The 24,513-nt window shown below is 57.7% G+C and carries 21 protein-coding genes; 17 read left to right on the top strand and 4 right to left on the bottom strand.

The window, feature by feature from the left end:
• The first annotated feature begins 134 nt into the window (after positions 1-134).
• The 10 genes from HY011_02050 to HY011_02095 all read left to right on the top strand — a co-directional run bounded on the left by HY011_02050 (position 135) and on the right by HY011_02095 (position 10,548).
• Positions 135-458 (top strand): DUF433 domain-containing protein, encoded by a 324-nt coding sequence (locus HY011_02050; GenBank protein ID MBI3421699.1) that lies wholly within the window; start codon positions 135-137, stop codon positions 456-458.
• Entirely contained in the window at positions 458-829 is a 372-nt protein-coding gene (locus tag HY011_02055) for a hypothetical protein (protein MBI3421700.1), read from the top strand. Before HY011_02050 ends, HY011_02055 begins: the two co-directional genes overlap by 1 nt.
• 5 nt (positions 830-834) lie before the next feature.
• Positions 835-1,629, top strand: coding sequence for a TatD family hydrolase (locus HY011_02060; GenBank protein MBI3421701.1), 795 nt, complete (start codon positions 835-837; stop codon positions 1,627-1,629).
• Between the two features lie 279 nt (positions 1,630-1,908).
• Entirely contained in the window at positions 1,909-2,409 is a 501-nt protein-coding gene (locus HY011_02065) for a YajQ family cyclic di-GMP-binding protein (GenBank protein MBI3421702.1), read from the top strand.
• Between the two features lie 18 nt (positions 2,410-2,427).
• Complete coding sequence (locus HY011_02070; GenBank protein MBI3421703.1) at positions 2,428-3,444, top strand: polyprenyl synthetase family protein; 1,017 nt, start codon at positions 2,428-2,430, stop codon at positions 3,442-3,444.
• A 216-nt stretch (positions 3,445-3,660) separates the two neighbouring features.
• Complete coding sequence (locus tag HY011_02075; GenBank protein MBI3421704.1) at positions 3,661-4,278, top strand: hypothetical protein; 618 nt, start codon at positions 3,661-3,663, stop codon at positions 4,276-4,278.
• 36 nt (positions 4,279-4,314) lie between these two features.
• On the top strand, positions 4,315-4,884 hold the full coding sequence (locus HY011_02080) for a class IV adenylate cyclase (GenBank protein ID MBI3421705.1): 570 nt from the start codon (positions 4,315-4,317) through the stop codon (positions 4,882-4,884).
• A 23-nt stretch (positions 4,885-4,907) separates the two neighbouring features.
• Positions 4,908-5,960, top strand: a complete 1,053-nt coding sequence (locus HY011_02085) for an NDP-sugar synthase (GenBank protein ID MBI3421706.1) — start codon at positions 4,908-4,910, stop codon at positions 5,958-5,960.
• Between the two features lie 194 nt (positions 5,961-6,154).
• A complete protein-coding gene (locus tag HY011_02090) occupies positions 6,155-9,031 on the top strand; it encodes a YfhO family protein (protein ID MBI3421707.1) in 2,877 nt (958 codons plus the stop codon).
• 344 nt (positions 9,032-9,375) lie between these two features.
• Positions 9,376-10,548, top strand: coding sequence for a phosphotransferase (locus HY011_02095; GenBank protein ID MBI3421708.1), 1,173 nt, complete (start codon positions 9,376-9,378; stop codon positions 10,546-10,548).
• Positions 10,549-10,592: 44 nt separating this feature from the next.
• Here HY011_02095 and HY011_02100 read toward each other — a convergent pair whose 3' ends face one another.
• The gene (locus HY011_02100; protein MBI3421709.1) at positions 10,593-10,868 is read right to left on the bottom strand and encodes a hypothetical protein; all 276 of its coding nucleotides are present in this window, start codon (positions 10,866-10,868) and stop codon (positions 10,593-10,595) included.
• Positions 10,869-11,627: 759 nt separating this feature from the next.
• Here HY011_02100 and HY011_02105 point away from each other — a divergent pair.
• The gene (locus tag HY011_02105; GenBank protein ID MBI3421710.1) at positions 11,628-13,190 is read left to right on the top strand and encodes a glycosyltransferase family 9 protein; all 1,563 of its coding nucleotides are present in this window, start codon (positions 11,628-11,630) and stop codon (positions 13,188-13,190) included.
• Here HY011_02105 and HY011_02110 read toward each other — a convergent pair.
• The 3 genes from HY011_02110 to HY011_02120 form a co-directional block, all read right to left on the bottom strand.
• The gene (locus tag HY011_02110) at positions 13,177-14,487 is read right to left on the bottom strand and encodes a hypothetical protein (protein ID MBI3421711.1); all 1,311 of its coding nucleotides are present in this window, start codon (positions 14,485-14,487) and stop codon (positions 13,177-13,179) included. The genes HY011_02105 and HY011_02110 overlap by 14 nt on opposite strands.
• Before the next feature lie 240 nt (positions 14,488-14,727).
• The gene (locus HY011_02115) at positions 14,728-17,694 is read right to left on the bottom strand and encodes a PD40 domain-containing protein (GenBank protein MBI3421712.1); all 2,967 of its coding nucleotides are present in this window, start codon (positions 17,692-17,694) and stop codon (positions 14,728-14,730) included.
• A 312-nt stretch (positions 17,695-18,006) separates the two neighbouring features.
• The gene (locus HY011_02120; GenBank protein ID MBI3421713.1) at positions 18,007-18,270 is read right to left on the bottom strand and encodes a hypothetical protein; all 264 of its coding nucleotides are present in this window, start codon (positions 18,268-18,270) and stop codon (positions 18,007-18,009) included.
• A gap of 512 nt (positions 18,271-18,782) precedes the next feature.
• Between HY011_02120 and HY011_02125 the strand changes: the two genes are divergently transcribed.
• The 6 genes from HY011_02125 to HY011_02150 all read left to right on the top strand — a co-directional run bounded on the left by HY011_02125 (position 18,783) and on the right by HY011_02150 (position 24,458).
• Positions 18,783-19,151, top strand: coding sequence for a (2Fe-2S) ferredoxin domain-containing protein (locus HY011_02125; GenBank protein ID MBI3421714.1), 369 nt, complete (start codon positions 18,783-18,785; stop codon positions 19,149-19,151).
• A gap of 134 nt (positions 19,152-19,285) precedes the next feature.
• The gene (locus HY011_02130) at positions 19,286-20,317 is read left to right on the top strand and encodes a YvcK family protein (GenBank protein ID MBI3421715.1); all 1,032 of its coding nucleotides are present in this window, start codon (positions 19,286-19,288) and stop codon (positions 20,315-20,317) included.
• 11 nt (positions 20,318-20,328) lie between these two features.
• Positions 20,329-21,711, top strand: a complete 1,383-nt coding sequence (gene glmU, locus HY011_02135) for a bifunctional UDP-N-acetylglucosamine diphosphorylase/glucosamine-1-phosphate N-acetyltransferase GlmU (GenBank protein MBI3421716.1) — start codon at positions 20,329-20,331, stop codon at positions 21,709-21,711.
• Positions 21,712-21,807: 96 nt separating this feature from the next.
• Positions 21,808-23,676: a glutamine--fructose-6-phosphate transaminase (isomerizing) gene (gene glmS / locus HY011_02140; GenBank protein MBI3421717.1), complete on the top strand. Its 1,869-nt coding sequence runs from the start codon at positions 21,808-21,810 to the stop codon at positions 23,674-23,676.
• A gap of 60 nt (positions 23,677-23,736) precedes the next feature.
• Complete coding sequence (locus tag HY011_02145) at positions 23,737-24,042, top strand: hypothetical protein (protein MBI3421718.1); 306 nt, start codon at positions 23,737-23,739, stop codon at positions 24,040-24,042.
• A gap of 2 nt (positions 24,043-24,044) precedes the next feature.
• Positions 24,045-24,458, top strand: a complete 414-nt coding sequence (locus HY011_02150; protein ID MBI3421719.1) for a PIN domain-containing protein — start codon at positions 24,045-24,047, stop codon at positions 24,456-24,458.
• Positions 24,459-24,513: the final 55 nt, after the last annotated feature.

Raw genomic sequence — 24,513 nt, forward strand, 5'->3', positions numbered from 1 at the left:
ACGGCGCGCAAGTTCCTGGGGGTGATCTACCGGACGCTGAAGAACAAATGGGTGTTCGCAGACTTCCCCCATTTCGTCCTCGCCGAGGGCTAACAACCACCTCGGAGTAGACAACTCATCATAGGAGAAGCGTTATGTCTAAACCAGCCGTCGCAACCAAGCGCAAAGTGCAACCCAAAATTGTGGTGCTGGATGTCCCGCCGCCGAAGCAAGGCAGGCGAAAACATCCTGAACTGCCGCCCATTACCACACATCCCGAACGGCTCGGTGGCACGCCAACGATTGCGGGCACTCGCTTACCCGTCACGACGTTGCTGGATTATTTGATGGAAGGCGCAACGATCCAGGAATTCGTGGACGATTTCGGCGCGGTCTCATTGGCGGATGCCGAGGCGGTGTTGCAACAACTCAAAAATGCTTTGGCAACTGGCTGGCTGGCGGAGCAAGTGGAGCAGTGATGCGAAAAGCCATCCTTTTTGACACTGGCGTGCCGCGTCCGCTACGCCGGTTACTGTTGCCGCATCGCGTTACCACAACACAGGAACTGGCTTGGGAAGAATTGAAAAACGGCAACTTGCTGAAGGTCGCGCAAGCGGATTTCGACGTACTCATTTCCACTGACGCCAACATCAAATATCAGCAACGGCTGGATGAGTTCGATATTGCCCTCATCATCTTGCGCGCCTTTCGTATCTCGCTCAAATCTCTCACACCACTCGTTCCGCAATTGCTCACACTGCTGGAAACAATAGAAGCCGGGCAGGTCATTTATCTATACGCCGATGCGTCGCTCATGCAAAAAGATCAACGCAAAGGCCAACGAAAATAAGCGCGATGTTTATTGATTCCCACGCCCATCTCGACGTACCCAACTACGACGCTGACCGTGCCGAGGTCATCGCACGCGCGCAGGCCACCGGGGTCGAATTGATGTTGGAAATCGCGGGCAGCGATGTGGGCAAAGGTTCGCTCCCCAATGGCTTAAAACTGGCCGAAGAGTATCCGTTCATTTACGCGGCGGTCGGGCTGCATCCGCACGAAGCCAGTTTGTATGACGAAGCGTTGGAAGCCGAATTGCTCAGTGCCGCACAACATCCCAAAGTCATCGGCTGGGGTGAAATCGGGCTGGATTACCATTACGACCACAGCCCGCGCGAGGTGCAGCGGCGCGTCTTTGCCCGGCAGTTGGAACTGGCGCGGAAAATGCAACTGCCTGCGATCATCCACACACGCGAAGCCGAGGACGACACAATTGCCATTTTGCAGGAACACTGGGCGCAAGGCTGCGGCGCGGAAATCGGCGGCATCATCCATTGTTTCACCAGCACGCAGGCGCTGGCTGCTGCGGCGCTGGCAATGGGCTTTTCCATTTCGTTTTCGGGCGTCGTGACGTTCAAAGCGGCGGATGAATTGCGCGCCGTGGCCCAGAGCGTGCCGCTTGACCGATTGTTGATCGAGACCGATTGCCCATTTCTCGCACCCGTGCCGCATCGGGGTAAGCGGAATGAACCGGCCTTTGTGATTGAGACGGCGCGGAAGCTGGCCGAATTGAAGGACGTGACAGTGGAAGAGATTGCCCAGGTCACGACGGCCAATTTCAAACGGCTTTTCAAATTGCCAAGCGAATGACGCGGTTTGGCAAAATGCCAGCCGATTGACATTCCGCAGGGTGCAAGGTACAAATCTGCCCCTGCCCGTACACACTCAAATTCAGCAATACATTGTTGAAGATGGTTCCGCGAAAAACCGTTTTCGACGGCTCGCGGCGGTGGTTTACGGCGCTTTGGCAAGTGTGGCTGGTGACGGATAGCAGGTTATTTTACAGGGCAAAATTAAGTTGACCGGGGCAGGCGGGGACGGCGCACCAATTGCAGTCTGGCCCAGTTGAAGAGATTCGCAGTTTTATTTATGGCGCAGCAAAATACCTTCGACATCACTTCCAAGATTGACCACGCCGAAGTCGTGAATGCGATTCAGCAGGCGCTGAAAGAAGTGCAGACGCGCTTCGATTTCAAAGACAGCAAAAGCAACATTGAAACCGAAAACAAAGACGCGATCATTCTGACTTCGGATGATGAGTACCGGCTGAATAGCCTGAACGACATCCTGCAAGGCAAGTTCGTCAAGCGCGGTGTGCCCTTGAAAGGGCTGACTTACGGCAAGGTCGAACAGGCCTTGGGTGGCACAGTGCGCCAGCGCATCACGCTGCAACAGGGCATTCCGCAAGAGAAAGCCAAAGAGATCGTCAGGCAAATCAAGGATTCCAAGCTCAAAGTGCAAGCTTCGATTCAGGGCGATCTGGTGCGTGTCGCGGGCAAAGACCGCGATGTGCTGCAACAAGTGATGGCGCTGTTGCGCAATCACGATTTCGGGATTGATATGCAGTTCGGCAATTACCGGACGACCTAAGCGCCGCTTTTACTGATTATGCTAAACATCGTCTCTGCCCCGGCAAAAATAAAGGCCAAGATCACCGCCAAACAAATCTTCCGCTTGATCGAAAGCGATTTGGCAGCGGTCGAAGACGAATTCGAGCGGCAGGCGCGTTCCAACATCCAAATCATCTCGCATATTGGGCATTATCTGCACCGCACCGGCGGCAAGCGCGTGCGCCCGGCCTTGCTCATCCTCGCCACCAAAATCTTTGGCGAAGAGCTGGACGGCAACATCATCGAGATGGCCGCTGTGATGGAGTTTTTGCACACGGCGACGCTGGTGCACGACGACATCATTGACGGCGCCGAGGTGCGGCGCGGCCATCAAACCGTGGCTTCGCAATGGGGCAATCATAAAGCCGTGCTGATGGGCGATTGGCTGTATATGTCGGCCTACGAAACGGCGTTGCGCCAACGCAACCTGGAAATCCTGGACGTGCTGACCGAGGCCACGCGCAAGATGACCGAAGGCGAACTGATTCAACTAACGCTGCTCGGCAACATGCGCATCAGCGAAGAGCAGCATCTGGACATCGTGCGGCGCAAGACGGCGTTCCTGTTCAGCGCCAGTTGCCGCATCGGCGGCATTTTGCGCGGCGCGAGCGAGTTGGAAAAAGTCGCGCTGGCCGATTACGGTTTGAACCTCGGCATCGCCTTCCAACTGATTGACGACCTGCTGGATTTCACCTCTGATGTCGAACAGTTGGGCAAACCCGTGCTAAGCGATTTGCGCGAAGGCAAAGTCACGCTGCCCTTGATCCGCCTGTTGCGGCATCAACCCGAATGCGCCGCTTTGGTCAACGCTGCGATGCACGCCGAACCGGGTTGCACGGATCAGGCCGAAGCCGTCCTGGCATTGCTCAAACGCCACGGCGAATTGGAAGTCGCGCGCAACGAAGCCATCACTTACATCCAGCGTGCGCAAACCGCCTTGACCGTGTTGCCTGACAACACCTATCGCCGCGCGCTTGCGGATGTTGCTCAATTCATCATTGAGCGTGACCGTTAGGGCCAAATATGTCGTATCCGACTTCTTGCTGTTGAAAACTTCGCTTCCTTTTCGCTGGCTCAGTTTGTCTTTGTTCAACTTCCGCTAAAAAATTTTCGATTAAGCATGTTTTTACTCCGGCTAAGCATGTTTTTATTTGCGAAAGTCATGAGTGATGAAGATAATGCCGTTGCTTTCTTCAACTCTTTCTGGTCTGCAACTTAATTGGCAATCGCTATGATGGAAGATACGGCGCTGGCTACACTCCAACGGTCTTTGAGTGAGGCACGCGAAGCCAAACGCAAGATTCAAACCCGGTTGATCGAGATCGAGACCGAGGCGACGACCTTACGTTCGCAATTGTCCTCGTTTGACATCATCATCGAACAAACCGAAGCCGCCTTACGGCGCGTGCTGTTCCCCAGCGATGCGCACCTTGATCGGCCCGTACCGCCGACACCCTCGCGGCCAACACCGCCACCCTATGCCGATCACAGTGCAATGGAACGCATGCTCGCCGAGCGCACCTTGATGGAGCGTTATGATGCGGCGGTGCTACAGGCCTCGGACTTTGAGGCTGAGATCGTCAAACTTCAGCAAAGCGAAAAGAACGGCAACGTCCGCTTTAACGACTTCCGTATTCCCCAGGCCGCCACCATCGTTTTACGCGAAGCCAATGGCTCGCTGCACGTCAGTGAAATTTACCGCCGGATGAATGATGGCGGCTTTGAATTCCGCGGCCAGCATCAACTGATCACGCTGGCCGTGAGCTTGAGCCGCAGCAAGCGCTTTCGCAAAGTCGCCCCCGGCACCTTTGAACTCGTGCCTGAAGCAGAAGCCGGTCGCGTGGCTTAACACACGTGTTCTCTCCTCCAACCCAAGCCGCATCCCATGCCCGATCCGCACGAAATCGAAGTCAAGCTGCGTTACGACAGCGTCGCGCCGCTTGAACGCGCGGGCTTGCAACTCACGCTCGAAACGCCACGCCATTTTGAAGACAACTGGTTGCTCGACACCGCCGCGCGCCAATTGAGCCAGCGCGCCGCCATCCTGCGTGTGCGGCAAGTGAACGGCACGGGCACGCTCACCTTCAAAGAAAGAGCCGCGCCCGATGCCGCCGCCACGCAATTCAAAGCGCGCGTCGAAATCGAGACCCCCATCGGCGACCCGGCCAGCACCCTGGCGCTTTTGGGGCGACTCGGCTACCGCCAATGGTTCCGCTACCAAAAATACCGCACCGTATATCGCGCCGGCTTGCCGAGCGGGGCTGAGTTACATGTTATGTTCGATGAAACACCGTTGGGCAATTTCATCGAACTGGAAGGCGCCGAAGAAGCCCTTGCCGAAGCCGTGCAACGGCTGGGCGTGCGGCGTGCAGAATACATTTTGGAAAGTTACCTGGCGCTGCAAATCAACGTCTGCCGCGCCTTGGGCCGCGAATTGGAAGACATGATTTTCTGACCACTGACCGCTGACCACTGTTTATGAAAGCAATGATCCTCGCCGCTGGTTTCGGCACACGTTTATGGCCGCTGACCATCGGCAGAACCAAACCGGCAATTCCCTTCCTCAACCGCCCGTTGATCGCCTTCACGATTGATTATCTGAAGCAGTTCGGCTGCGACGAAATCATCATCAATTTGCATCACGAACCCGACTCCGTGCGCACCCAAATCGGCGACGGCTCGCAATTCGGCGTGCGCATCCATTACGCCGTCGAAGAGCCGGAAATTCTGGGCACTTCAGGCGCGCTCGACAACGTGCGCGAACAACTCGAAAACGACACCTTCCTCGTCGTCAACGGCAAGATCATCACCGACATTGATCTGGCGGCGGCGCTGCAAACACATCGTGAAAAGCAGGCGCTCGCCACACTGGTGCTGCGTCCCAACCCCAAACGCGAACGCTTCAGCGAAGTGCTTGTGACTGCCGATGACCGCATCGAGAAATTCGCGGGCTTCCCCCAGGCCTCAGACCTCAGACCTCCGACCTCCGACCTCAGACCCCAGACTTCAGGCCTCGAAACCCAGAACCCAGAACTTAGAACTCTGAACCCAGAACCGCCCTTAATGTTCACCGGCATTCACATCCTCGACCCCAAGATTTTCGAATTCATTCCGCGCGGCGTCTTTTCTGACTCGGTGCGCGATGTCTATCCGCCCGCAATGGCCGCAGGCAAAGTGATCGCCGCGCACGTCGCCGCGCAAGGTTCGTGGTACGAGCTAAGCACGCTCGAACGCTATTGGGCGATTAGCCAGGAATTTTTGCGGCGTGAGGGAAGCGATGTGGTCATGGACGAAGGCTGCCAGATTGACCCCGGCGCGCAAGTCAGCGGTTCGATCCTTTGGCAACGTGTGCGCGTCGAACGTGGCGCGCGGCTGACCGATTGCGTCATCGGCGATGACGTCGTCATTCCCGCCGGAGCTGAATTTCAGCGCGCGGTGATCGTGCGCGCCGCCCTCGCCGCCCATCAGCCACCGCCCGAAAAAGCCCAGCGCGGCGTGGTCGTCGGCGACAATCTTGTCGTGCCTTTCTGAGAGTGCTACCATCCGCCCCGCCTCGTTACAGCAAAGAAAAAAGCCCCGCAGATTGAAACTCAGATCACCCATTTCTAAACACATACTCGTGCCCTAGCCCCAAGTTACGGTTCACTCAGACCTGATCTTTTCGGCTCCACAGCAATCAATTCGGCCTGGCGCAAAGGCCCTCATTTGCCCCGACGGTAACGCGCGTGTTCAAACGTCTGGCGCTCATTTCGGTGCTGGTCTTGCTGCCTGTGGTCTATTTCCTTCCGGCGGTGTTGGGCAGGGTGGGTGTCCTGGATGGAGATGGCTGGCAGTACGCGCTAGGTCTGCGCCTGTTGGCGGCGCAGATGGCGAGTTCCGGCGAGTTGCCGTTGTGGAACCCGTATATCTTCGGTGGCATGCCTTTCCTGGCGACGGTGCAAGTCGGCGCGCTCAATCCGTTGAACTGGCTCTTCGCCAGTTTCGCGCCGGACAGGGCAGCCGTGTTGATGTTGCTCGCCTGTTTCCAATTGGCCTTGAGCGGCACGTATCTGTATGCCCGCAGCCTGCAATTGAAGCGCGCCGCCGCGCTAGTCGCGGGACTGATCTTCGCCTTCGGCGGATTCATGGTCGCGCACATCGAACACACCGTCATTATCGCCGCCGCCGTTTGGCTGCCCTGGTTGTTGCTGGCAGTCGAACGGTTGTATGAACAACCCAGTTGGCGCTGGATTGCGTTGGGCGCGCTGTTCATCGCCTTGCAAATCGGCGCGGGTCATCCGCAACCGGCGTTTTATGCGCTGGTCACCGTGGGTGCTTACGCGCTCTTCACTTTGGTCGTGCGCGTCACGCCGGAACGCCGCTGGCAATTCGCCGCCGCCATCGCGCTGGTCGCCTGCTTTGGCTTACTGCTCGCCGCGCCGCTCTGGCTGCCCGCGCTGGAACTGGCGCGGCAAGGGGAACGCGCGCAGATCAGCTATGAATTCTTCGGCTCCTTCGCCCTGCCGCCGCGCCGTTTGCTGGCGTTGGTCTTCCCGTATTTCTTCGGCGGTTACGGGCTGGGGCCGTATCGCGTGCCGGTCTGGGATGCGTGGTGGGAAAGCAAATGGCTGTGCGGTTACGGCGGCCTGCTTGGGTTGTTGCTCAGCTTCGTTGCGCTGAGCCGGGCACGGCGGCAACCATTGGTTTGGTTTTGGAGCGGAACGGCAGTCGTGGCGCTGGCGCTGGCGCTCGGCCCGCATTTGCCATTCGATCTGAATTATCTGCTGTATCGCCTGCCCGGCTTCAACCTGTTCCGCTGTTCGTATCGAAACCTCTTCGAATTTAGCTTTGCGTTGGCCGTGCTGGCGGGCCTCGGCCTAAACAGTCTGGCGCAGATGAAAATGAAATGTGCGCTCATCAGCATACGTCACAGCGCGTTGGCGTTAACCGCGCTGGTGACAGGCACCGCGTTGGTCTATCGCCTGTATGCCGGGCGCTTGGGAACGCCTGCGCTGCTGCCCGCCCAGGCCGGCTCGCTCGCCAATGCCGAAGCCCTGTTGCCGATGCTCTTTTGCGGGTTGAGCATCGTTGCGCTCTGGCTTTATGCGCGGCGGCGCACGGCTTGGGCCGCCGCTGGTTTGGTCACGGTGCTTTTGCTTGATCTGGCTTCGTTCGGCTCGTTCTCTTACTGGCGCTTGCTCGATCCCAATCTGGTGGCGCGACTGGCCGATCCACCGACGGTCGCGTTCATCAAAGCGCGCGAAGCTGACTTGAACGCCTTCCGCACGGTGAGTCAGTCAAAAGGCGGCGATCCCGATTTGCTGAATAGCGCCAACGTTTCGATCCCGCGCGGCTTGCAGATTGTCAACGGCTACGACCCGCTGCGGCTGCCGCGTTTCGCCGACCTCGCGGGCCAGGTAGACATGTTCGGCGTCGTGCAGGATTTGAATATCTACGCGCCAGCAGCGCAGGGTTTGAACCTGCTCAACACGAAATACCTGCTCTGGGAACGTGGCAGCCCCGACCTCAAACACGGTGAAGTAGGCTTCAGTTACAACGAACTGGGGTTGCAATTCAGCGCAAACACCAAAGCGGAATTCACCACGAACGGCGCACCCGCCACCGAACTCGCCATCGTCTCGCTCTTGAGCGACGCCGCCCCACTCACCGACGGCACGCCCGTGCTGAAAATCAAATTGCACACCACGGCGGGCCACGTCATCGAGCGCGAATTACAAGCCGGACGCGACACCGCCGAATGGGCCTATGACCGGGCTGATGTGCGCGACGCCATCCGTCACCAACGCGCCACCACCGTCGAGAGCGCCCCGGCAGCCCCAAATGGAGGCTTTCAAAGTCATCGCTATCTGGCCCGGCTTAGCTTTGAACGCAGCGACATCATACGCATCGAATTGGCATCCGCACTTACCCGCGCGCACCTATTACTCGCCCGCGCTTCGCTGTATGACGCGGGCACGGGCCTCTCAACGCCGCTCGAGCGGGTGACGCTGGCCCCGGAACGCTGGCGCAAATTGGCGAGTTTTGGCGTGGTGGATGTTTACGAAAACCGCCAAGCCCTGCCGCGCGCCTGGCTCGTGCCGCAAATCAGCGTGCTGCCACGGGCAGAAATCCTACGCGCCATTCAAACCGGCAACCTTCCCAACGGCACAAACTTCAACCCGGCGGACTTGGCACTGTTGGAAGCCGAAGACACGCCGACAATCTCTGCGTTGCCCGCAACCACGGCAACGACTGGCGTCCACGTCACGCATTACAGTCCGCAACGCATCGAACTGGACGTGCGCAATTCGCAACCCGCCTTTCTGGTGCTCAGCGAAATGTATTACCCCGGTTGGGAAGCCGAAATGGATGGCAATCCCGTCGCCATCCAACGCGCGGATCACACGTTGCGCGGCATCTGGCTTCCGCCCGGCGCGCAACGTGTCGTTTTCAATTATCGTCTCCCGTTCTTTCGCGCCGGTGTCTTGGCCGCCGCCATCGGCATCTCGCTCTTGCTCGCCGGAGCGCTCTTCAACCGTCGCAAGACAGCCCGGCTGCCCTTGTCCGACCAACTCCATCCGCTGCCCATTGGCAACGAAAGTATGCCGCGCCCGCTCGTTTGAACCGTTTCAGTTTTCGTCGCAACTTGACGGCTAGTACTCCATCAAGCTGAAAATGAGGGATGTAGGGCGGGATTTAATCCCGCCCTACATCCCGGATGCGCTCTCAGCATCCATCACTTACAGCTTGATGGAGTACTAGGCTGATTCCTGATTCCTGATTCCTGGAATCAGGAATCAGCGCGGTGTTGCTCGTGCGGTGTGCGCGCGCTGACTCGGCAACCGCTCTGCCGGTTCAACTTTTCCTCGTGCGCCTACTTGTGCTGCCCCTAACTTCTGAGTTCAAATCCGCGCTTCAACCGGCCCACGGGCCAACATTTTCAAACACCAAGACACAATGGCTAAGTATGAACAGACAAATTCTTGAGAAACAGACCGCGACTGGCCCGCTGGAAGATTTGAACGAAAAACGCGTGCGCAATTACGCCGCGCGCCATTTCGGCACGACGCCGGAAAACATCATTCTGACGGGCCTAACGCCCGACGCTTCGACGCGCAAATACTTTCGCATCGCTGACCAGCGCCAACCCTACGAAACGCTGATCGTCAGCCTCTATCCCGCGCCCTTCAACCCACACGACAACTCATTTCTGGATGTCACCAAGCTGTTTGAACGCGCTCACCTGCCCGTCCCCAAAATCCTGGGCGTGGCCGGCACCGAAGGCATCATCCTGCAAGAAGACCTGGGCGACACCAGTCTCGCCAAGTGGATGGAAGAAACTCGCCTGGCTGGTAATGCACAAGACGCCGATGAAATGTTGCGCCAAGCCATCGCCTTGATCGCGCGCATACAAGCCGCTTCTGAACTCGCCCACACTACCAATTCCATCGCCGCGCGCCTGGCTTTTGACGAAGACAAGCTCGGCTGGGAACTCAATTTCTTCTTCGATCATTTCTTCCATAGCTACCGCAAACAACAACTGCCACCCGCCGAAGAGCAAGCCATCAAAACCGACCTGCAAGCCATCGCCGCCGAACTCTCGGCGCGCGACCGTGCCCTCACACACCGCGATTACCACGGCATGAACCTGATGGTAGACCCGCACGGTCACTTGCGCGTGATTGACCATCAAGACGCCCGCATGGGCCCCGCGACGTATGACCTCGTGCCCCTGCTCGTCGAACGCCGCCTCGAACCCGCCGACGAAGCCTGGGTCGAAGCCTGGCAACAAATCTTCCTGCGCGAACGCGACCAACTAGGTCTGCCACCCATCGCGCTGGAAGACTTACGCTACGAATTCAATCTGATGACCGTGCAGCGCCAACTCAAAGCCATCGGCACGTTTTCCTATCAAACCGGTGTCGCCGGGCGTGGCGAGTTTTACGAGAAATACATCGTACCCGCGATTGCCACGGTCTTACGTGCCATGCGTGCGCCCGGTATGCGCGAATACCCGGCCCTGCGCGCGGCGTTGGAAAATCTGACGATTGAACAGGAATTGCGCGAATTGCTGAGACGCTTGCAGCCAGAGCAGAAAGTGGAAGTGCTGGAACTGGCGCGTAAATTGGCAATACACTGAATTTCACGCCCTAGCAGCAGCCAATTCTCTGCGGCTGCTGTACCTCAACCGCAGATCGCGGGGCACGTAAAGGCGAGCTTCGATCCAGGCGGCATAGCGCCCGATATTGCTGCTGTCGCGGCGAATGTACATGTACATGTGTAGCCGCGATCATCGGCGCGTGCGTCGTCTGGGTGCGTGTACTGCGCGCCATCGCAGGAGTCCCCCCAATCCGTCCCATAAGAATTTTGGATGATCCAGGCATTTTCCTCATCGTCCCAACCGATCAGTAACACCATGTGATTGAATTCTTCTTCATCTACGGGTTTCCAATAGAACACTTGCGGGTGGTGATAAAAATGTAAGGCCGAATTGCAGTCGCGTTAGCGACAAGCGTGAATTTAGCCCGGCGTTTTCAACGCCGGGAAGACGGCGAAAAAACCAGCGCGTCGCGTCAGCGACACCTGAATTCAAGCGTCGCTGACGCGACGCGCTGGTGACACATCAGTTTTCCGTGGGTTGAAACCCACGGCATGTATCTTGAAAATCAACTTTCAAACGATTAGAGTTGTTGCGACCTTTGGAAACAACAACTTAGCAAATTGGCGACGGGGACACTGAAACCCAGTGGACGACCGTCATTCTCCATTCTATATTCTCCATTCTCTTGCAGAGGCCGTCTTGATTGAAGTTTACCACTGCCCAGGAATGGAGAATGCAGAATGGAGAATGGCGGTTAAGCAGTTGGTAGTGAACGCCAAAACGCAAATTCCCCACTGTTTTCCACTGCAACAAGTCTATTAACAAGGGCACTTGTTAATCGTGGGGAAAGACGAGTCTGGCTCACGGCTCAGACCACGAGTCTGTAATTTAGATGACATTCAACTTTGCTGACTTCCCCATCCCGGGAATTGCTGCTCCGCAACCAACCTCCGCAGTAGACGCCTTCCCTTGCTTGCATTAGCATCCAGCCCGCACACAGGTTTTACGCGTTCATCGCACGCGCATCGCAACCAATATAGGCGGCTTGTCCCACAAGTTCCCTCCATAAAACGCTGCCGGGCGGCTGGTTGGGCGCTTGGCAGTAATACTTGCTTTTCATGTCTTCATTTGATTTCAACATCACCAACGCCCAAGCCGCGCAGAAGTTGGCGCGCTGCCGCGCGCTTTGCGCCGCCGGAACGCCCGCGCAGGCGGAGCTGGCGCAGTTGGCGCAATTGGCGCAGCAGGCGGCAGAGCAATGCCTGACTTGCCAGCATGCTACCGGCGCGCCGTTGCGCGCCGCTGTCACACTGCTTTGCGAATTGGGCGCGCGCCCTGAACCGGAGTTGGTGCGCCTGGGCAGCGACGCCCTCTTTCGTGAGGTTATCGAGCGGCTGAACGATTCGTTCGCGCCGGAAAGCTGCGCGGCCTATGACCGCGTGTTTGCGCAGGTGATCGAGTTTTACCGGCGCCTGCCGGCGGCGCGTGAACTGGACGCGCGGCTGCGGCAATTCGGTTTGCCGGATGAAGCGGCGCTGCTGGCACGCAAGGCTAAGCTCGCGCATCCACGCCTGCCCGCACACGACATTCGCAAAGTGCTGCTGCTCTCACGCGTCACCATCGGCGCGGATGTGGCAATCACCAGCGTGTTGCTCGCCGGAGCAAGGCAACACTATCCGCAGGCTGAAATCGTGTTGCTCGGTTCAGCCAAGTTGCGCGAGTTGTTCGGCGGCGCTGCGCGGATTCGTGTGCGCGAATTGCCTTACGAACGCGGCGGGACAGTGCTGGCGCGTTTGCAAAGCTGGCTGGCGGTGGTGACGGCGATTGAGGACGAAGCGCGGGATTGCGCGCCAAGCGAGTTGCTGGTGCTCGATCCTGATTCGCGGCTGACGCAGTTGGGACTGTTGCCGGTGCTTGCAGATGAAACGCGGTATCTGTTTTTTGAAAGCCGCCGCTTTGGACACGAGACCGATTTGCCGTTGGGGCAGTTGACGGCGCGCTGGTGGCAAACCTTGAGCGGAGCCGGGACAGCGCTCTTTCCGCAACTGGCACTGCCTGGGGAACACACAGCATTTGGGCAAACCGTCGCGCGGAAATTGCGCGCCGCCGGTCAGCAACACCTCGTCAGCCTCAGCTTCGGCGTCGGCGGCAATGCAGCGAAGCGCGTCAATGCGGAATTTGAAGCGGCGCTTTTACCACGCTTGCTGCAAGCTTCGGCGTTGATCTTGGACAAGGGGGGCGCGCCGGATGAGCGCGCGCAGATTGACGCATTGACGGCGGCGTTACGCACGGCAGGCCGGCAGGTGCTTGAACTGAATGCTGAAAATGCCGCCGCCAAACTGGCGGATGAAACGGGCCAGCCAGTCATCGTCACTTGGGACGGCAGCATCGGCGCGTTCGCGGGGTTGATTGCGGCCAGCGATCAATACATCGGTTACGACTCGGCGGGCCAGCATCTGGCGGCGGCGTTGGGCATACCAGCGTTGACGATCTTTGTGAATGGCAACTCGACGCGGTTTGCTGAACGCTGGCGGCCTTCTGGCAGGGGCGTGAGCAAAGTCGTTCAACTGCCCATTGAACAGCTTGCACAGAAGCAGGGTACCGACAACCTGCTCGCCAAAGTTTTAACGTTGTCTCAAAAATTGCGGCAGGGTTCTCCCGCTGCGCTTACTTCACGTTGATGGTCACGGTGTTGGCGGCTTTGCCGTTCACGGTGAACACCACATCGGCATTGCCACGTCCGATGAGCGAACGCGGGATGCGCACGTTGGCTTGATCCAGCCCGGCCAGCGAGCCTTGCGCGCCCGCGAAGATGACCTCGGCGGATGCACCGCCAATCGTGGCGCTAACGTTGCTCAAGCCGCCGTTTTTGCGGAACCCGGTGCCGTAAAGAATCAGAAAAACCGCGTCGCCCTCCGGCCCCAAATCAATGGGTGCGGGTTCATAAGCGGTGCCGGCAGAGTTCAGTTGTGAGATTGATTCCTGTGTTTGCGTGTTGTTCGCCTTGATGCGCAAAGCTGTTGCGGCTGGCACACCTTGGCCATTCGCGTTTGCTGTAAATAACCCTGGCGCGGTGTCCTCAATCGTGATGCTGGCCTGGCCGACGATTTTATCGGTGCGCACGACGGAAACCATCCCTGAACCTGCGGCCAGCCCAGCGGGCATCAGAAAATTGATTTGCGACCAGGAAACGAAAAAGAGCGGCGCATCCAACGTGCGCTTGGCGGCATCCGTGACTTGGACTTTTACGCCGCTCAATTGGAGCGGTAAGGTGGAACCCTCAGCACTGAGCGTGGCGCTCGCCAGGCTGGAGCCGAACATCGCCACAATGGTTTCGCTGGCCAGCGAGCCGGAGACAAAGCTGGCGGCGGAAAGCGGGACCACGGCAGGCGGCGCGATGGGCGCTTTCACCAGCGTTTTTTTCAAGGTGTAAACATAATCGCCATCCACCTTGCCATTGTTGTTGCCGATCAGCCCGGCCAGATAGAACGTGACCGTGCCCAAACCATTGCCGGGCGCTTTCCAATGCACCGTCCAGGTATAAAAGCCATCACCGTTTTTATTTTGGGTCAAGTACTGGCGCGCATTGGTGGTCGTGGGGCCTTGCACCTGAATCTGGCTGCCGGATGGCACGCTCAATGTGCCCGCCGGATCGCCCGCGTCGTCAACCGCAGTAAGTTGGAAGCCGTAGCGCTGGCTTTGCCCCTGGGTGAGCGTCACCGTGAAATCATATTCCTGATAAAGCGTATAACCGCCCTCCGGCAGGCCATCCAGTGTGAGTTTGCCCGAGCCGCTATTGACAGCGAACGAGGTGTGGCACCCCGAACTCGCACAGGTGGTCTCGTCAGGCGCGCCGGTATGCGCGGGCGGCGACCCGGCGCGATTGGCTTCGACGCGGGAGGTCAGCCAGCCATAGCTAAAAAGCCAAACGAACAATGCCAGGGTGATCAGTTTTAAGATATTTTTTGAGGATCGCATAACTTCGTGATTCCTTTTCAGCGCGTAGTGAGCAATCAAAGTGCCTTGATCTTTTTATTAGACATTATCGGGAATAGGGATGAACCACGGGGCACACGGGGGAAGAGGGGAAAACACAAATTGGGCCAATAGATCGAACCTCTTCCATTACAGGGATTTTGCTTGAGTTCCCCGTGCGCCCCGTGTGCCCCGTGGTTCGTCCAGCGCTTCCCGATAAGGTCTATTCAACATCCCGCTGTCTCAGCGCTTCAGCAGGGCTGCCGCACTTGCCGCCTGGAAAGAAGTTTTGATGCCAGCTTTGCTGACACGCTCGGCACCGTTCACTTTCGTTTTGACGATGACATCCTGATCCGCCATCCCAATTAGGCTTTGGGGCAACCGGGCTTCGATAATGTCTATGCCATTGATCCGGCCCGTATCGGTTAAATCCGGGCCCGCGTAAACCAGCATCGTTTCAAAATCAACGCCACCGATGGTCAAGCCCACCAGCGGGCTAAAGCGCCAACCCGTGCCGTAAACACGAATGACATTGGGGGCGGCTTCCGTGCCCACCGCACAGGGCGGATCACTCAGCGTCAGGGTGCCATCTGCATTGCGCATACCACATTTGACCACGGCCGTGCCTTCGCCGGTGCCAGCAGTCGTAAAGACGCCGGGCGCGGCATCCAAGACAATCAGCCGGGCGCGCAGCAGTGTGCCGCTGTTGTTAATCGCCACCAAGACCTGTTCGGCAGGGGTGACTTTGTCCGGCACGACGAAATTGATTTGCGTGGGCGAGATATAACTCAGCCGCGCGGGCTGACCGGCCACCGTCACCTTCACGCCTTTCAACTCGAACGGGAAACCTGCCGCCGCACCATCCGCCGTATCATTGGCCAAACCTTCGCCTTGCGCCAGCGCCAGCGACCCACGCGCCGCAGTCCCGCCTTCATAACTGGCCGCATTGGCGAGCGTGAAGCTCGCGTATTGCTTATCGGAAAATGAAGTGGTGACCGAATTGCTTTTAACATCACCAAAATTGACCGTAAATGCGCTGTCGGTCATACCCGCCAAAGTATTCACTAACGGTACATTGATCTGATCCAAACCGGCCAAGCTGCCCTGTGCACCGCTAAACACCGGCGTCAGCGTGGTGTCGCCAAATGTCACGGTGAGGCCGGAGCCGTTGCGCCAACCAGTGCCGTAAATCACCAAATAAGCAGTGTCGGCATCACCCCCCGCTTCGCAAGCTGGACTCGAAGTGACAAAGCTCAAACCATCATCGGAAACCCTGCCGCATTGAACCGTGGCTGCGCCCGTCCCCGTCCCTGTAACTGTAAAAACGCCGGGCGCGACATCCACCAGCTTGACAGTGCCGCTCGCTTGCAGCCCATTGTTGTTGATGGTGAAAGGCGCGGTGTCGCTCGTGCCAACTTGCGCAGGCACGATGAAATTCACCTGGGTCGGCGAAACGAACAGAATCTCTGCCGCAATGCCGCGCACCGTGACGCGCACATTGTTGAGTTCCAGCGGCAGCGGGCTGGTCGTGGCGCTGACCACATTCGCCGAAAGTTGCGAGCCGAACGCCGCCACCAGGGAGCCACGGGCAACTTGGGTGGAATCAAAACTAGCCGCATTCGTCAACATCGGAGCCGTCGCATTCACGCCAGTCACGGGATACAGGATGGCGCGGAACGCCTCCGGGTTCAGCGTCAGATTCGTCGCAATCAGGTTCGATTCGTAACTAAACGTGATGGCCGTGCCCGCCGTATCGGGATAGCTCGGCACGACCACCGAGCGTTGATCGAAGGTCAACGTGGAACCATCTGTGAAAGTGATCTGGCGAAAGGCGGCTTTGGCAATGTCGTAACGAAAGATTTCGCGGCTGGCATCGGCATTATCCGCTGTGATGCTGCTGGTCGCCGCCGGCGTCAAATTGAGCGTCGAGCCGAAAGTAATGAATGTCCCAGTCGTGTTCAAGCTGGGCTGGAAGTTGTAATCCAGCTTCTTCAATTCATCTTGCGTCGGCGTGGCCGAAACCGTCTGGCTGGTCAGATGCGTGAATTTGTTGGCAACTGTATCGAGCAGCCAAAGCTCGCGGGTCTTATCGGCATTGCTGCTGTCGAAATTGCCCGCCGATTCAAAGACAAAAAGCGACCCATCCCGGTTGAGCGGACGGCTGAAGGCGGGCAACAGATTCATCGGCGCCGCCGTGTTGACCACAAAAATACCATTGGACAGCAATTGCGGGACGATGGCGGTGCCGGTCGTGTCAGTGAGTTGCGCCACTGTGTTCGCGGCCGCGCCCACGTTGTAAAGAAAAAACTCGCCATTGAAATCGGTGTTTTTATTGGCCGTCGTGCCCGCGAAATTAAACCCCGAAAGGAAGACCAGCTTTTTCCCGTCACCGCTCAGCTTGGGAAAGTTGTTGAAGCCCTTGACCACGAAATTGACGATGGTTTCGGAATCACGCGTGGCGGTGACTTGCGCATAGCGCCTGGTGGCCGCGTTGTACAGAAAAATCTCGCCGCTGCCATCGGGATCAATATCACTATTCGCGCCCTCTTTGGCGGCAGTGAAAGCAGGTGTGCCATTTTCCAAAGCCCGAAACGTGCGGCGCGTCGAGACAAAGGCGATGACTGAACCGTCGTCGTTAATCGTCGGCGAGTAGTTGGTAAAAATCTCGTTGACGGCTTCGTTGGTGATATTGATATTCGTGTCGGTCAGCCGCGTGAATTTGGCGTCGGAACGTTTGGTCGCATTACGCGGGAAATCAATCAGATAAACTTCCTGATTGCCATCGTCATTGCCCACGTTGGTCAGCGCGGCGTTGGAGGTGAAAACGATTTTGGTGCCGTCACCGCTGATAATCGGCGTGTTGTTGGTGATGTGAATCAGCGTCCTGGTCGCGTCTTCAGAATCCAGGATGTCTTTGGTATTGGTCAATTGCACGACGGTGCGGGTATCCACATCGAAAACGAAGATTTCACGATTGCTATCTATATTGCTGCCGTCGTAATCGTTGATCGAATCGAAGACAAAGCGTTTGCCGTCGTTGCTGACGCTGCGAACGTTGACACCCACGGCATTGGTCGGCGTCGTTAACTGGATGAGCGCGACTTCATCGGTCGGAGTAGTGGTTTGGGCAGTTGAGGTTTGGTGCTTGCCGATGTACCCAAAGGTCAGAAAACAAAACAATAGAAACAAAACGAGCCAAAATCTTTTCACGCGATGAAACTCCCTTAAACGAGATAAACCCAAGCGTCACTAACCAGCAGAATGTATTTATGAAGCAAAAGACAAACGATGAACGAGGCCAGCCAAAGCTTCTTGCGTCGTGGAAGACTTCCTGCCGGCCCGTGCTGTCCTCATTTATCTCTCGCTGGGTGAATAAGACGGCGGATTATAGACGAGCCACTTCGCCTTGTCGAATAAGGCCCTTCATTAACACCAATTGGATCAAGCGAACAAAGGTAAAGCGGGGCAAAGCCGCAATGCTTCGCCCCGCTTTTTGTCTGAATGCCTCGTTTGCCCCTGGCCCTAAGCGGCTTTCGGGCTGACGTATTGCTCGTAGCGGCGGAATGGTTCGTAGATGCGTTCTTCCTTAACCGGTTCCGGTTCGGGGAACCGTTCTTCCAGGCGCACCATTTCGACCGCTTCGATGTAAACACGATCCATGTTTTCTGGCTGGAACCCGTTGCGCAAACAGGCGGCCACATGACGTTTGACCACCTTGTCTACTTTGGCGCGTTCTTCATCAGTCAACTTGTTGATTAGCTTCAGAATATCACTCGAAATCTTCATCCCTTTGTCCTCCCTTCTGCTTCTACCAATTTTGCCTGTCACATTTGGGGTGACCTATATTGCTTCTACCCACTTGATCCTACGACTGGGTGAAGCATTTGGTTTTGGTCGCCCTCTGAACGGAAATATAGCGCCAACTCGCTCAGGAACGATCAATTTTTATGCCGCTCAGCCATTATTTTTGGCTAAGGCCGCCCGCCGTTTTTACAAAGATAAGTTTAACTGGCCTTTGCCGTTTTCTCTGTGCGGTAACAAACCTTGACGTCCTGTTCAAAGCGCACGGCTCGGCAGACAGCAAGCGTCAAATTCGCCACAGGCAGCCGCCATAACTGAGGCGAAAATCTTCGCTTGACGTGGCAGAAACGACTGAGGCACACTGCGGCGTGCCGTTTCATACCGGCATGCCGCACGTATCCCCCAAGCGTCTGACCTTTGGTACCGGACTTTGAGCGCGCAGTTTTATAAGCCGAAACAAAGACAGGTCGGCAAATCCCACCGCACATTTCAGGACGATGGCGAAATTCGAGCATCACATTTTCATTTGTACCAATCAGCGTCCGCCTGAAAACCCCCGTGGCTGCTGTGACCCGACGGCCTTGGGCGCCTTGCAGTTGGCGTTCAAAAAAGAGTTGGCGGCACGCGGCCTGAAAAATCGGGTGCGCGCCAATCGCGCGGGCTGCCTGGATCAATGCGAGCATGGCCCAACGGTGGTGATTTATCCGGAGGCCGTCTGGTATGGGGGAGTCAAAAGTGAAGATGTCGCCGAGATCATTGAAACACATCTCATCAATCACACGCCGGTCACGCGTTTGTTGCTGCGCGAAGAATGCATCAACACCCCGGCGTGCGAACATAAAGCGCCCCGTGATAAAGAATCGTAAATATCCGCACCCCAACCCTGCGAGCTTCCCCGCTCACTCAACTTGGCTTGTCGCTTGCTCAGACGAACGCTCTTGAAGCGGTGTCGCAGCAAAGTCCAAGCAAGGCCGATAGCATCCAACTGGCGAGTCGTTTTATGCGCTACACACCCACTCTGAAAGTTGTCTCCATCGGCGGGGGCACGGGTCTTTCGACCCTGCTCACCGGGTTGAAACCGTATCTGGTGGCGGACGAGATCGAACTCACCGCCATCGTCACCGTCACCGACGACGGCAAAAGCTCGGGCCGCTTGCGCAGCGAATTTGGCGTCTTACCGCCCGGCGACATTCGCAATTGTCTGGTCGCACTCGCTGACGAACACCATCCGCTAACCCAGGTTTTCCGGCACCGCTTCCCTGGCGATGGCGCGCTCGGCGGTCATTCGCTCGGCAATCTGATTTTGCTGGCGCTCAATCAACAGAGCGGCGACTTTCTGGCCGCCGTCAACCAAGCCCGCCAACTGCTGGGCATCAAAGCGCGCGTGCTACCCTCGACGCTCAATCACGTAGACCTCGTCGCCCGCGTCGGCAACAAAACGACGCGCGGCCAAATCGCCATCAAGTCGCAGGACGGCACCATTTCGCAATTGGCTCTCGTGCCCTCGAACGCGCAAGCCCTGCCCGAAGCCATCGAAGCGATTTTTGACGCTGACCTGATCACCTTTGGCCCCGGCTCGCTTTACACCAGCGTCATCGCCAATCTGCTGGTCAAAGGTATCGCCGCCGCCGTGGCGGATTCAAAAGCGCAAAAGCTGTACATCTGCAACGCGATGACCGAGTTTGACGAGACCGATCAATTCACCGCCGCCGACCACGTCCTGCAACTGCTGACTTATGCGCCCGGCTTGCAATTGGATTACGCGCTTTTCAATTCCGCGCCGATTTCCGCCGAGATGCGCGAACGTTATGCCGCCGAGAAAGCCTACGCGTTGGAACCACCGCCGCCGCGCCTGCATGAATTACCTGGCATTGAATTGATTTCGCGTCCGCTGGCCTCCGAAACGCGGTTTGTGCGCCACGATCCGCAGCGTTTGGCCCAGGCTATTTTTGAGACTTACCGCCGCCGCCCAGCACCGCCGCTGGCGCTCGCATCCCACGCGGCTCTTCCCATTCAGCAACTTTCGTTTTGAGGTAGTTTGCCGTGAATACGCCCATCAATGTCGTTATTCTCGCCGCCGGTTTAGGCACGCGGATGAAAAGCCAGTATGCCAAAGCCCTGCACAAAATCGGCGGACGCACGCTGCTTGGTCATCTGCTCAACACGTCCGCCCAACTCAACCCCGACACCATTACTGTCGTCGTCGGTTACCAAGCCGACCTGGTCGAACAAGCCGCCCGCACTGCGCTCGATGCCAACAACGCCGAAAAGCTCCGCTTCGCCGTGCAAGCCGAGCAGCGCGGCACCGGCCACGCCGTCAGCAGCGCCAAAGCGGCCTTTCAAAATCAATCCGGCGTGCTGGTGGTTTTGTATGTGGACGCACCGCTCGTGCAAGCCAGCACCTTGCGCCGACTGGTCGAAACACACGTCAATGAAAAGAACGCCGCTACGTTGCTCACGACTCGCATTGATCCGCCGCCCGCCTTTGGCCGCATCGTGCGTGACGACAAAGGCAACTTTCAGAAAATCGTCGAGCAGAAAGATTGCACGCCCGCACAGCGCGCCATCACCGAGGTCAATCCCGGTTTTTACTGCTTCGACATCGCGGCGTTGCTGCCCGCGCTGGAACAACTGCAACCCAACAACGCGCAGAGCGAGTATTACCTGACCGACGTGCCCGAAATCCTGCTGCGTGATGGCAAGCGCGTCGGTGCGACGCTTTACGCCGATTACAAAGAGCTGGCCGGCTTGAATGACCGCGTCGAACTTGCCGAAATCGGCCAACGCCTGCGCGAACGCACGCTGCGCCGCTTGATGCTCGACGGCGTGACGATTGTTGACCCGAACTCGACCTACATTGATGACACGGTTGTGATCGGGCGCGACACCATCATCCACCCGCAAGTCATCATCGAAGGCGCCGCGCGCATCGGCGCCAACTGCGAAATCCATTCGTGGTCGCATCTGACCAACGCCGAGATCGGCGACCTGTGCATCGTCAACAACGCCTGTGTCATCACGGACAGCAAGCTGACCGCGCAGAACAAAGTCGGCCCCTTCGCGCACTTGCGCATGCACGCCGAACTTGACGAACAAGCCGTCGTCGGCAACTTCGTCGAAGTCAAAAAATCGCGGCTGGGCAAGAAGACCAAATCCATGCACCTGACCTATCTGGGTGACGCCACGCTCGGCGACCGCGTCAACATCGGCGCGGGCACGGTCACTTGCAATTACGACGGCAAGAATAAAAACCCAACGTTCATTGGTGACGATGTCAAAATCGGTTCGGACACCATGCTGGTCGCGCCGGTGACGGTCGGGCGCGGCGCGATGTCGGGCGCGGGGTCGGTGATTACGAAGGATGTGCCGGAAGATACGTTGGTGGCAGGCGTGCCGGCGCAGGTGAAGAAGAAGCTGAAAAACTAACGCTCTTCCGCGAAGACACACAAATCAACACTAAGATTCTGCTTCGTGTTTACTTCGTGTGCCTTCGTGGGCAAGAGCTTCGAGGAGCAGTACGCAATGTGCGGAATCGTCGGATATGTCGGATCGAAACAAGTGGTACCGGTGGTGATCGAAGGACTCCGCCGGTTGGAATATCGCGGCTATGACAGCGCCGGCATCGCCGTCGTCAACAGCAAAGGCGAGATGGAAGTGCGGCGCGCTTCGGGCAAGCTGCGCAACCTCGAAACCGCGCTCAATCAAAGACCCATCGAAGGCGATTACGGCCTGGGCCACACGCGCTGGGCTACGCACGGGCGACCCACCGAAGAGAACGCGCACCCGCATCGTTCCAGCAGCGGGCGCATCTGCGTCGTCCACAATGGCATCATCGAGAATTACCTCGAACTCAAACGCGAGTTGCAAAAAGAAGATCATCAATTCCAATCCGAGACCGATACCGAAGTCGTCGCGCACCTGATCGAAAAACATCTGCGCCGCGATCCCGCGCTCGGCCTGGAAGGCGCGTTCCGCGAAACGCTCAAAGAGATACGCGGCATTTATGCGCTCGTAGCTCTCTCGGCAGATGAACCGCACAAACTCGTCACCGCGCGCCTCGGCCCACCCGTTGTCGTAGGCCTGGGCGAAGGCGAATACTTTGTCGCCTCGGACATTCCGGCAATTCTCGAACACACGCGCGAGATGTTCTTTCTCGGCGACGGCGAGATGGCCGTGCTCTCACGCGCAGGCGTCAACGTCACCACCATCGCGGGCCAAGCCGTCAAACCGCATATCCAGCACATCAACTGGGACCCAATCCAGGCAGAAAAAGGCGGCTTCAAACATTTCATGCTCAAGGAAATCTTTGAGCAGCCGCGCGCCGTCCGCGACACCACGCAAAATCGCGTCTCCCTAGACACCGGCCACGTTTATCTGGATGAAATCAACATCCCGGCGGCCTATTTCCGCAGCTTTAGCGACGTGAAACTCGTGGCTTGCGGTACCGCCTGGCACGCCGCATTGGTCGGCAAATACCTGATCGAAGAACTCGCGCGCGTCCCCGTCGAAGTGGATTACGCCTCTGAGTTTCGCTATCGCAATCCCATCCTCACGCCCAGCACGCTGATGATGGTCATTTCGCAATCGGGTGAAACTGCCGACACGCTCGCCGCCCTACGAGAAGCCAAAGAGAAAGCCTGCCGCTCCATCGCCATCTGCAACGTGCAAGGCGCGATGATGACGCGCGAAGCCGACGGCACGATTTACACTCACGCCGGCCCCGAAATCGGCGTCGCCTCAACCAAAGCCTTCACCTCGCAAATGGTCGCGGCCTATCTGTTCGCGCTGTATCTCGCCCAGGAGCGCAACACGCTCACGACCGAGCAGTTGCAATGGCACGTGCGCCACCTCTCCGAACTTCCGGTCAAGCTGGAAAAGCTGCTCAACGATCCGCACACCGATTACGAAGAGCTTTCCAAACACTTCGTCCTGTCCAGCGATTTCCTCTATCTCGGTCGCGGCATCAACTTCCCGATTGCTTTGGAAGGCGCGCTCAAGCTCAAAGAGATTTCGTATATCCACGCCGAAGGTTACGCCGCCGGGGAGATGAAACACGGCCCGAATGCCCTGATTGATTCGCGCCTGCCGGTTGTTGTCATCAACACGCTCGACCCCGATGACGAGAAATCCAAACTGCGCTACGAAAAGACCCTCTCGAACATCCAGGAAGTCCGCGCCCGCGACGGCATCGTCGTCGCCATCGTCACCGAAGGCGACAAAGACACCCGCGACATGGCTTCGTTCACCATCGAAGTCCCTCCATCAAGCGAATTGTTGTCGCCGGTTTTGTCCACGGTGCCGATGCAATTGCTGGCCTATCATATTGCGGTGCGGCGCGGCTGCGATGTGGATCAGCCGAGGAACTTGGCAAAGAGTGTGACGGTGGAGTAAAGCCGATCATGGCGGCTGCGGGTTGGCGGTGTGGGGCGGCGCGACTACAATACGGACGTTATGATCGCACAACAAGAATTACAAACATTGCTCAATCTGCCGGAACAGGAAAAGCTGCTGCTGGCGCATCGCTTACTCGAAAGCGTGGTCGTCAAAACCAACGGCCAACCAACGACCGCCGAAGCTCAATCCGTTGCTGACACCGCCGAACCATCAGACGAACTGTCGCCTTCGGCAAAGTGGTTATTGTCAATGGCCGGGATGTATTCCGGTGGCCCGCGCGATACGGGCGAACGCGCTGACGAAATCTGCGCCGCCGAAATCAAACGCCGCAGCGGCTTCACCCTGAAGGAAGAATTGCCCTAAGCATGGCGCTCCTCTTAGACACCGGATTTGCCGTCGCACTTTTCCATGAAGACGACCAGCGTCACGCTGACGTTCTCGGCGTTGTTCAACAAATCCGCGACCAGATTATCTTCCCAATTCCCGCGATCACTGAAACTGTCTACCTATTGCGACGTGATGCGGGAAATGAAGTCGCCACCCATTTCATCGCCAGCCTTGCCACGACTGCCTTGCGTTTGGAAAACCCTTTGCCGCCAGACTATCAGCGTGCCGCCGCCTTGATGCGCCAGTACGCCGACGCCAAGCTCGATTTCGTTGACGCCCTCATCGTCGCTCTCGCCGAACGGCTGAACATCACCCGCTTGCTCACGCTCGATCAACGCGACTTCCGGCTCGTCCGCCCGCGCCATTGTGCGGCCTTTGAGCTTTTGCCGTAGCCATTCACTGCCCTGATAACCCAATGGCTGCGTTCACGGTTGAAGTCCCGCCGCC

The organism is Acidobacteriota bacterium, assembly GCA_016196035.1.
Taxonomy (GTDB): Bacteria; Acidobacteriota; Blastocatellia; order RBC074; family RBC074; genus JACPYM01.

Excerpts from the sequence above, each read along its gene's own strand:
- HY011_02050 (MBI3421699.1), top strand. The coding sequence starts at position 135 with ATGTCTAAACCAGCCGTCGCAACCAAGCGCAAAGTGCAACCCAAAATT.
- HY011_02055 (MBI3421700.1), top strand. The coding sequence starts at position 458 with ATGCGAAAAGCCATCCTTTTTGACACTGGCGTGCCGCGTCCGCTACGC.
- HY011_02060 (MBI3421701.1), top strand. The coding sequence starts at position 835 with ATGTTTATTGATTCCCACGCCCATCTCGACGTACCCAACTACGACGCT.
- HY011_02065 (MBI3421702.1), top strand. The coding sequence starts at position 1,909 with ATGGCGCAGCAAAATACCTTCGACATCACTTCCAAGATTGACCACGCC.
- HY011_02070 (MBI3421703.1), top strand. The coding sequence starts at position 2,428 with ATGCTAAACATCGTCTCTGCCCCGGCAAAAATAAAGGCCAAGATCACC.
- HY011_02075 (MBI3421704.1), top strand. The coding sequence starts at position 3,661 with ATGATGGAAGATACGGCGCTGGCTACACTCCAACGGTCTTTGAGTGAG.
- HY011_02080 (MBI3421705.1), top strand. The coding sequence starts at position 4,315 with ATGCCCGATCCGCACGAAATCGAAGTCAAGCTGCGTTACGACAGCGTC.
- HY011_02085 (MBI3421706.1), top strand. The coding sequence starts at position 4,908 with ATGAAAGCAATGATCCTCGCCGCTGGTTTCGGCACACGTTTATGGCCG.
- HY011_02095 (MBI3421708.1), top strand. The coding sequence starts at position 9,376 with ATGAACAGACAAATTCTTGAGAAACAGACCGCGACTGGCCCGCTGGAA.
- HY011_02105 (MBI3421710.1), top strand. The coding sequence starts at position 11,628 with ATGTCTTCATTTGATTTCAACATCACCAACGCCCAAGCCGCGCAGAAG.
- HY011_02110 (MBI3421711.1), bottom strand. The coding sequence starts at position 14,487 with ATGCGATCCTCAAAAAATATCTTAAAACTGATCACCCTGGCATTGTTC.
- HY011_02120 (MBI3421713.1), bottom strand. The coding sequence starts at position 18,270 with ATGAAGATTTCGAGTGATATTCTGAAGCTAATCAACAAGTTGACTGAT.
- HY011_02125 (MBI3421714.1), top strand. The coding sequence starts at position 18,783 with ATGGCGAAATTCGAGCATCACATTTTCATTTGTACCAATCAGCGTCCG.
- HY011_02130 (MBI3421715.1), top strand. The coding sequence starts at position 19,286 with ATGCGCTACACACCCACTCTGAAAGTTGTCTCCATCGGCGGGGGCACG.
- glmS (MBI3421717.1), top strand. The coding sequence starts at position 21,808 with ATGTGCGGAATCGTCGGATATGTCGGATCGAAACAAGTGGTACCGGTG.
- HY011_02145 (MBI3421718.1), top strand. The coding sequence starts at position 23,737 with ATGATCGCACAACAAGAATTACAAACATTGCTCAATCTGCCGGAACAG.
- HY011_02150 (MBI3421719.1), top strand. The coding sequence starts at position 24,045 with ATGGCGCTCCTCTTAGACACCGGATTTGCCGTCGCACTTTTCCATGAA.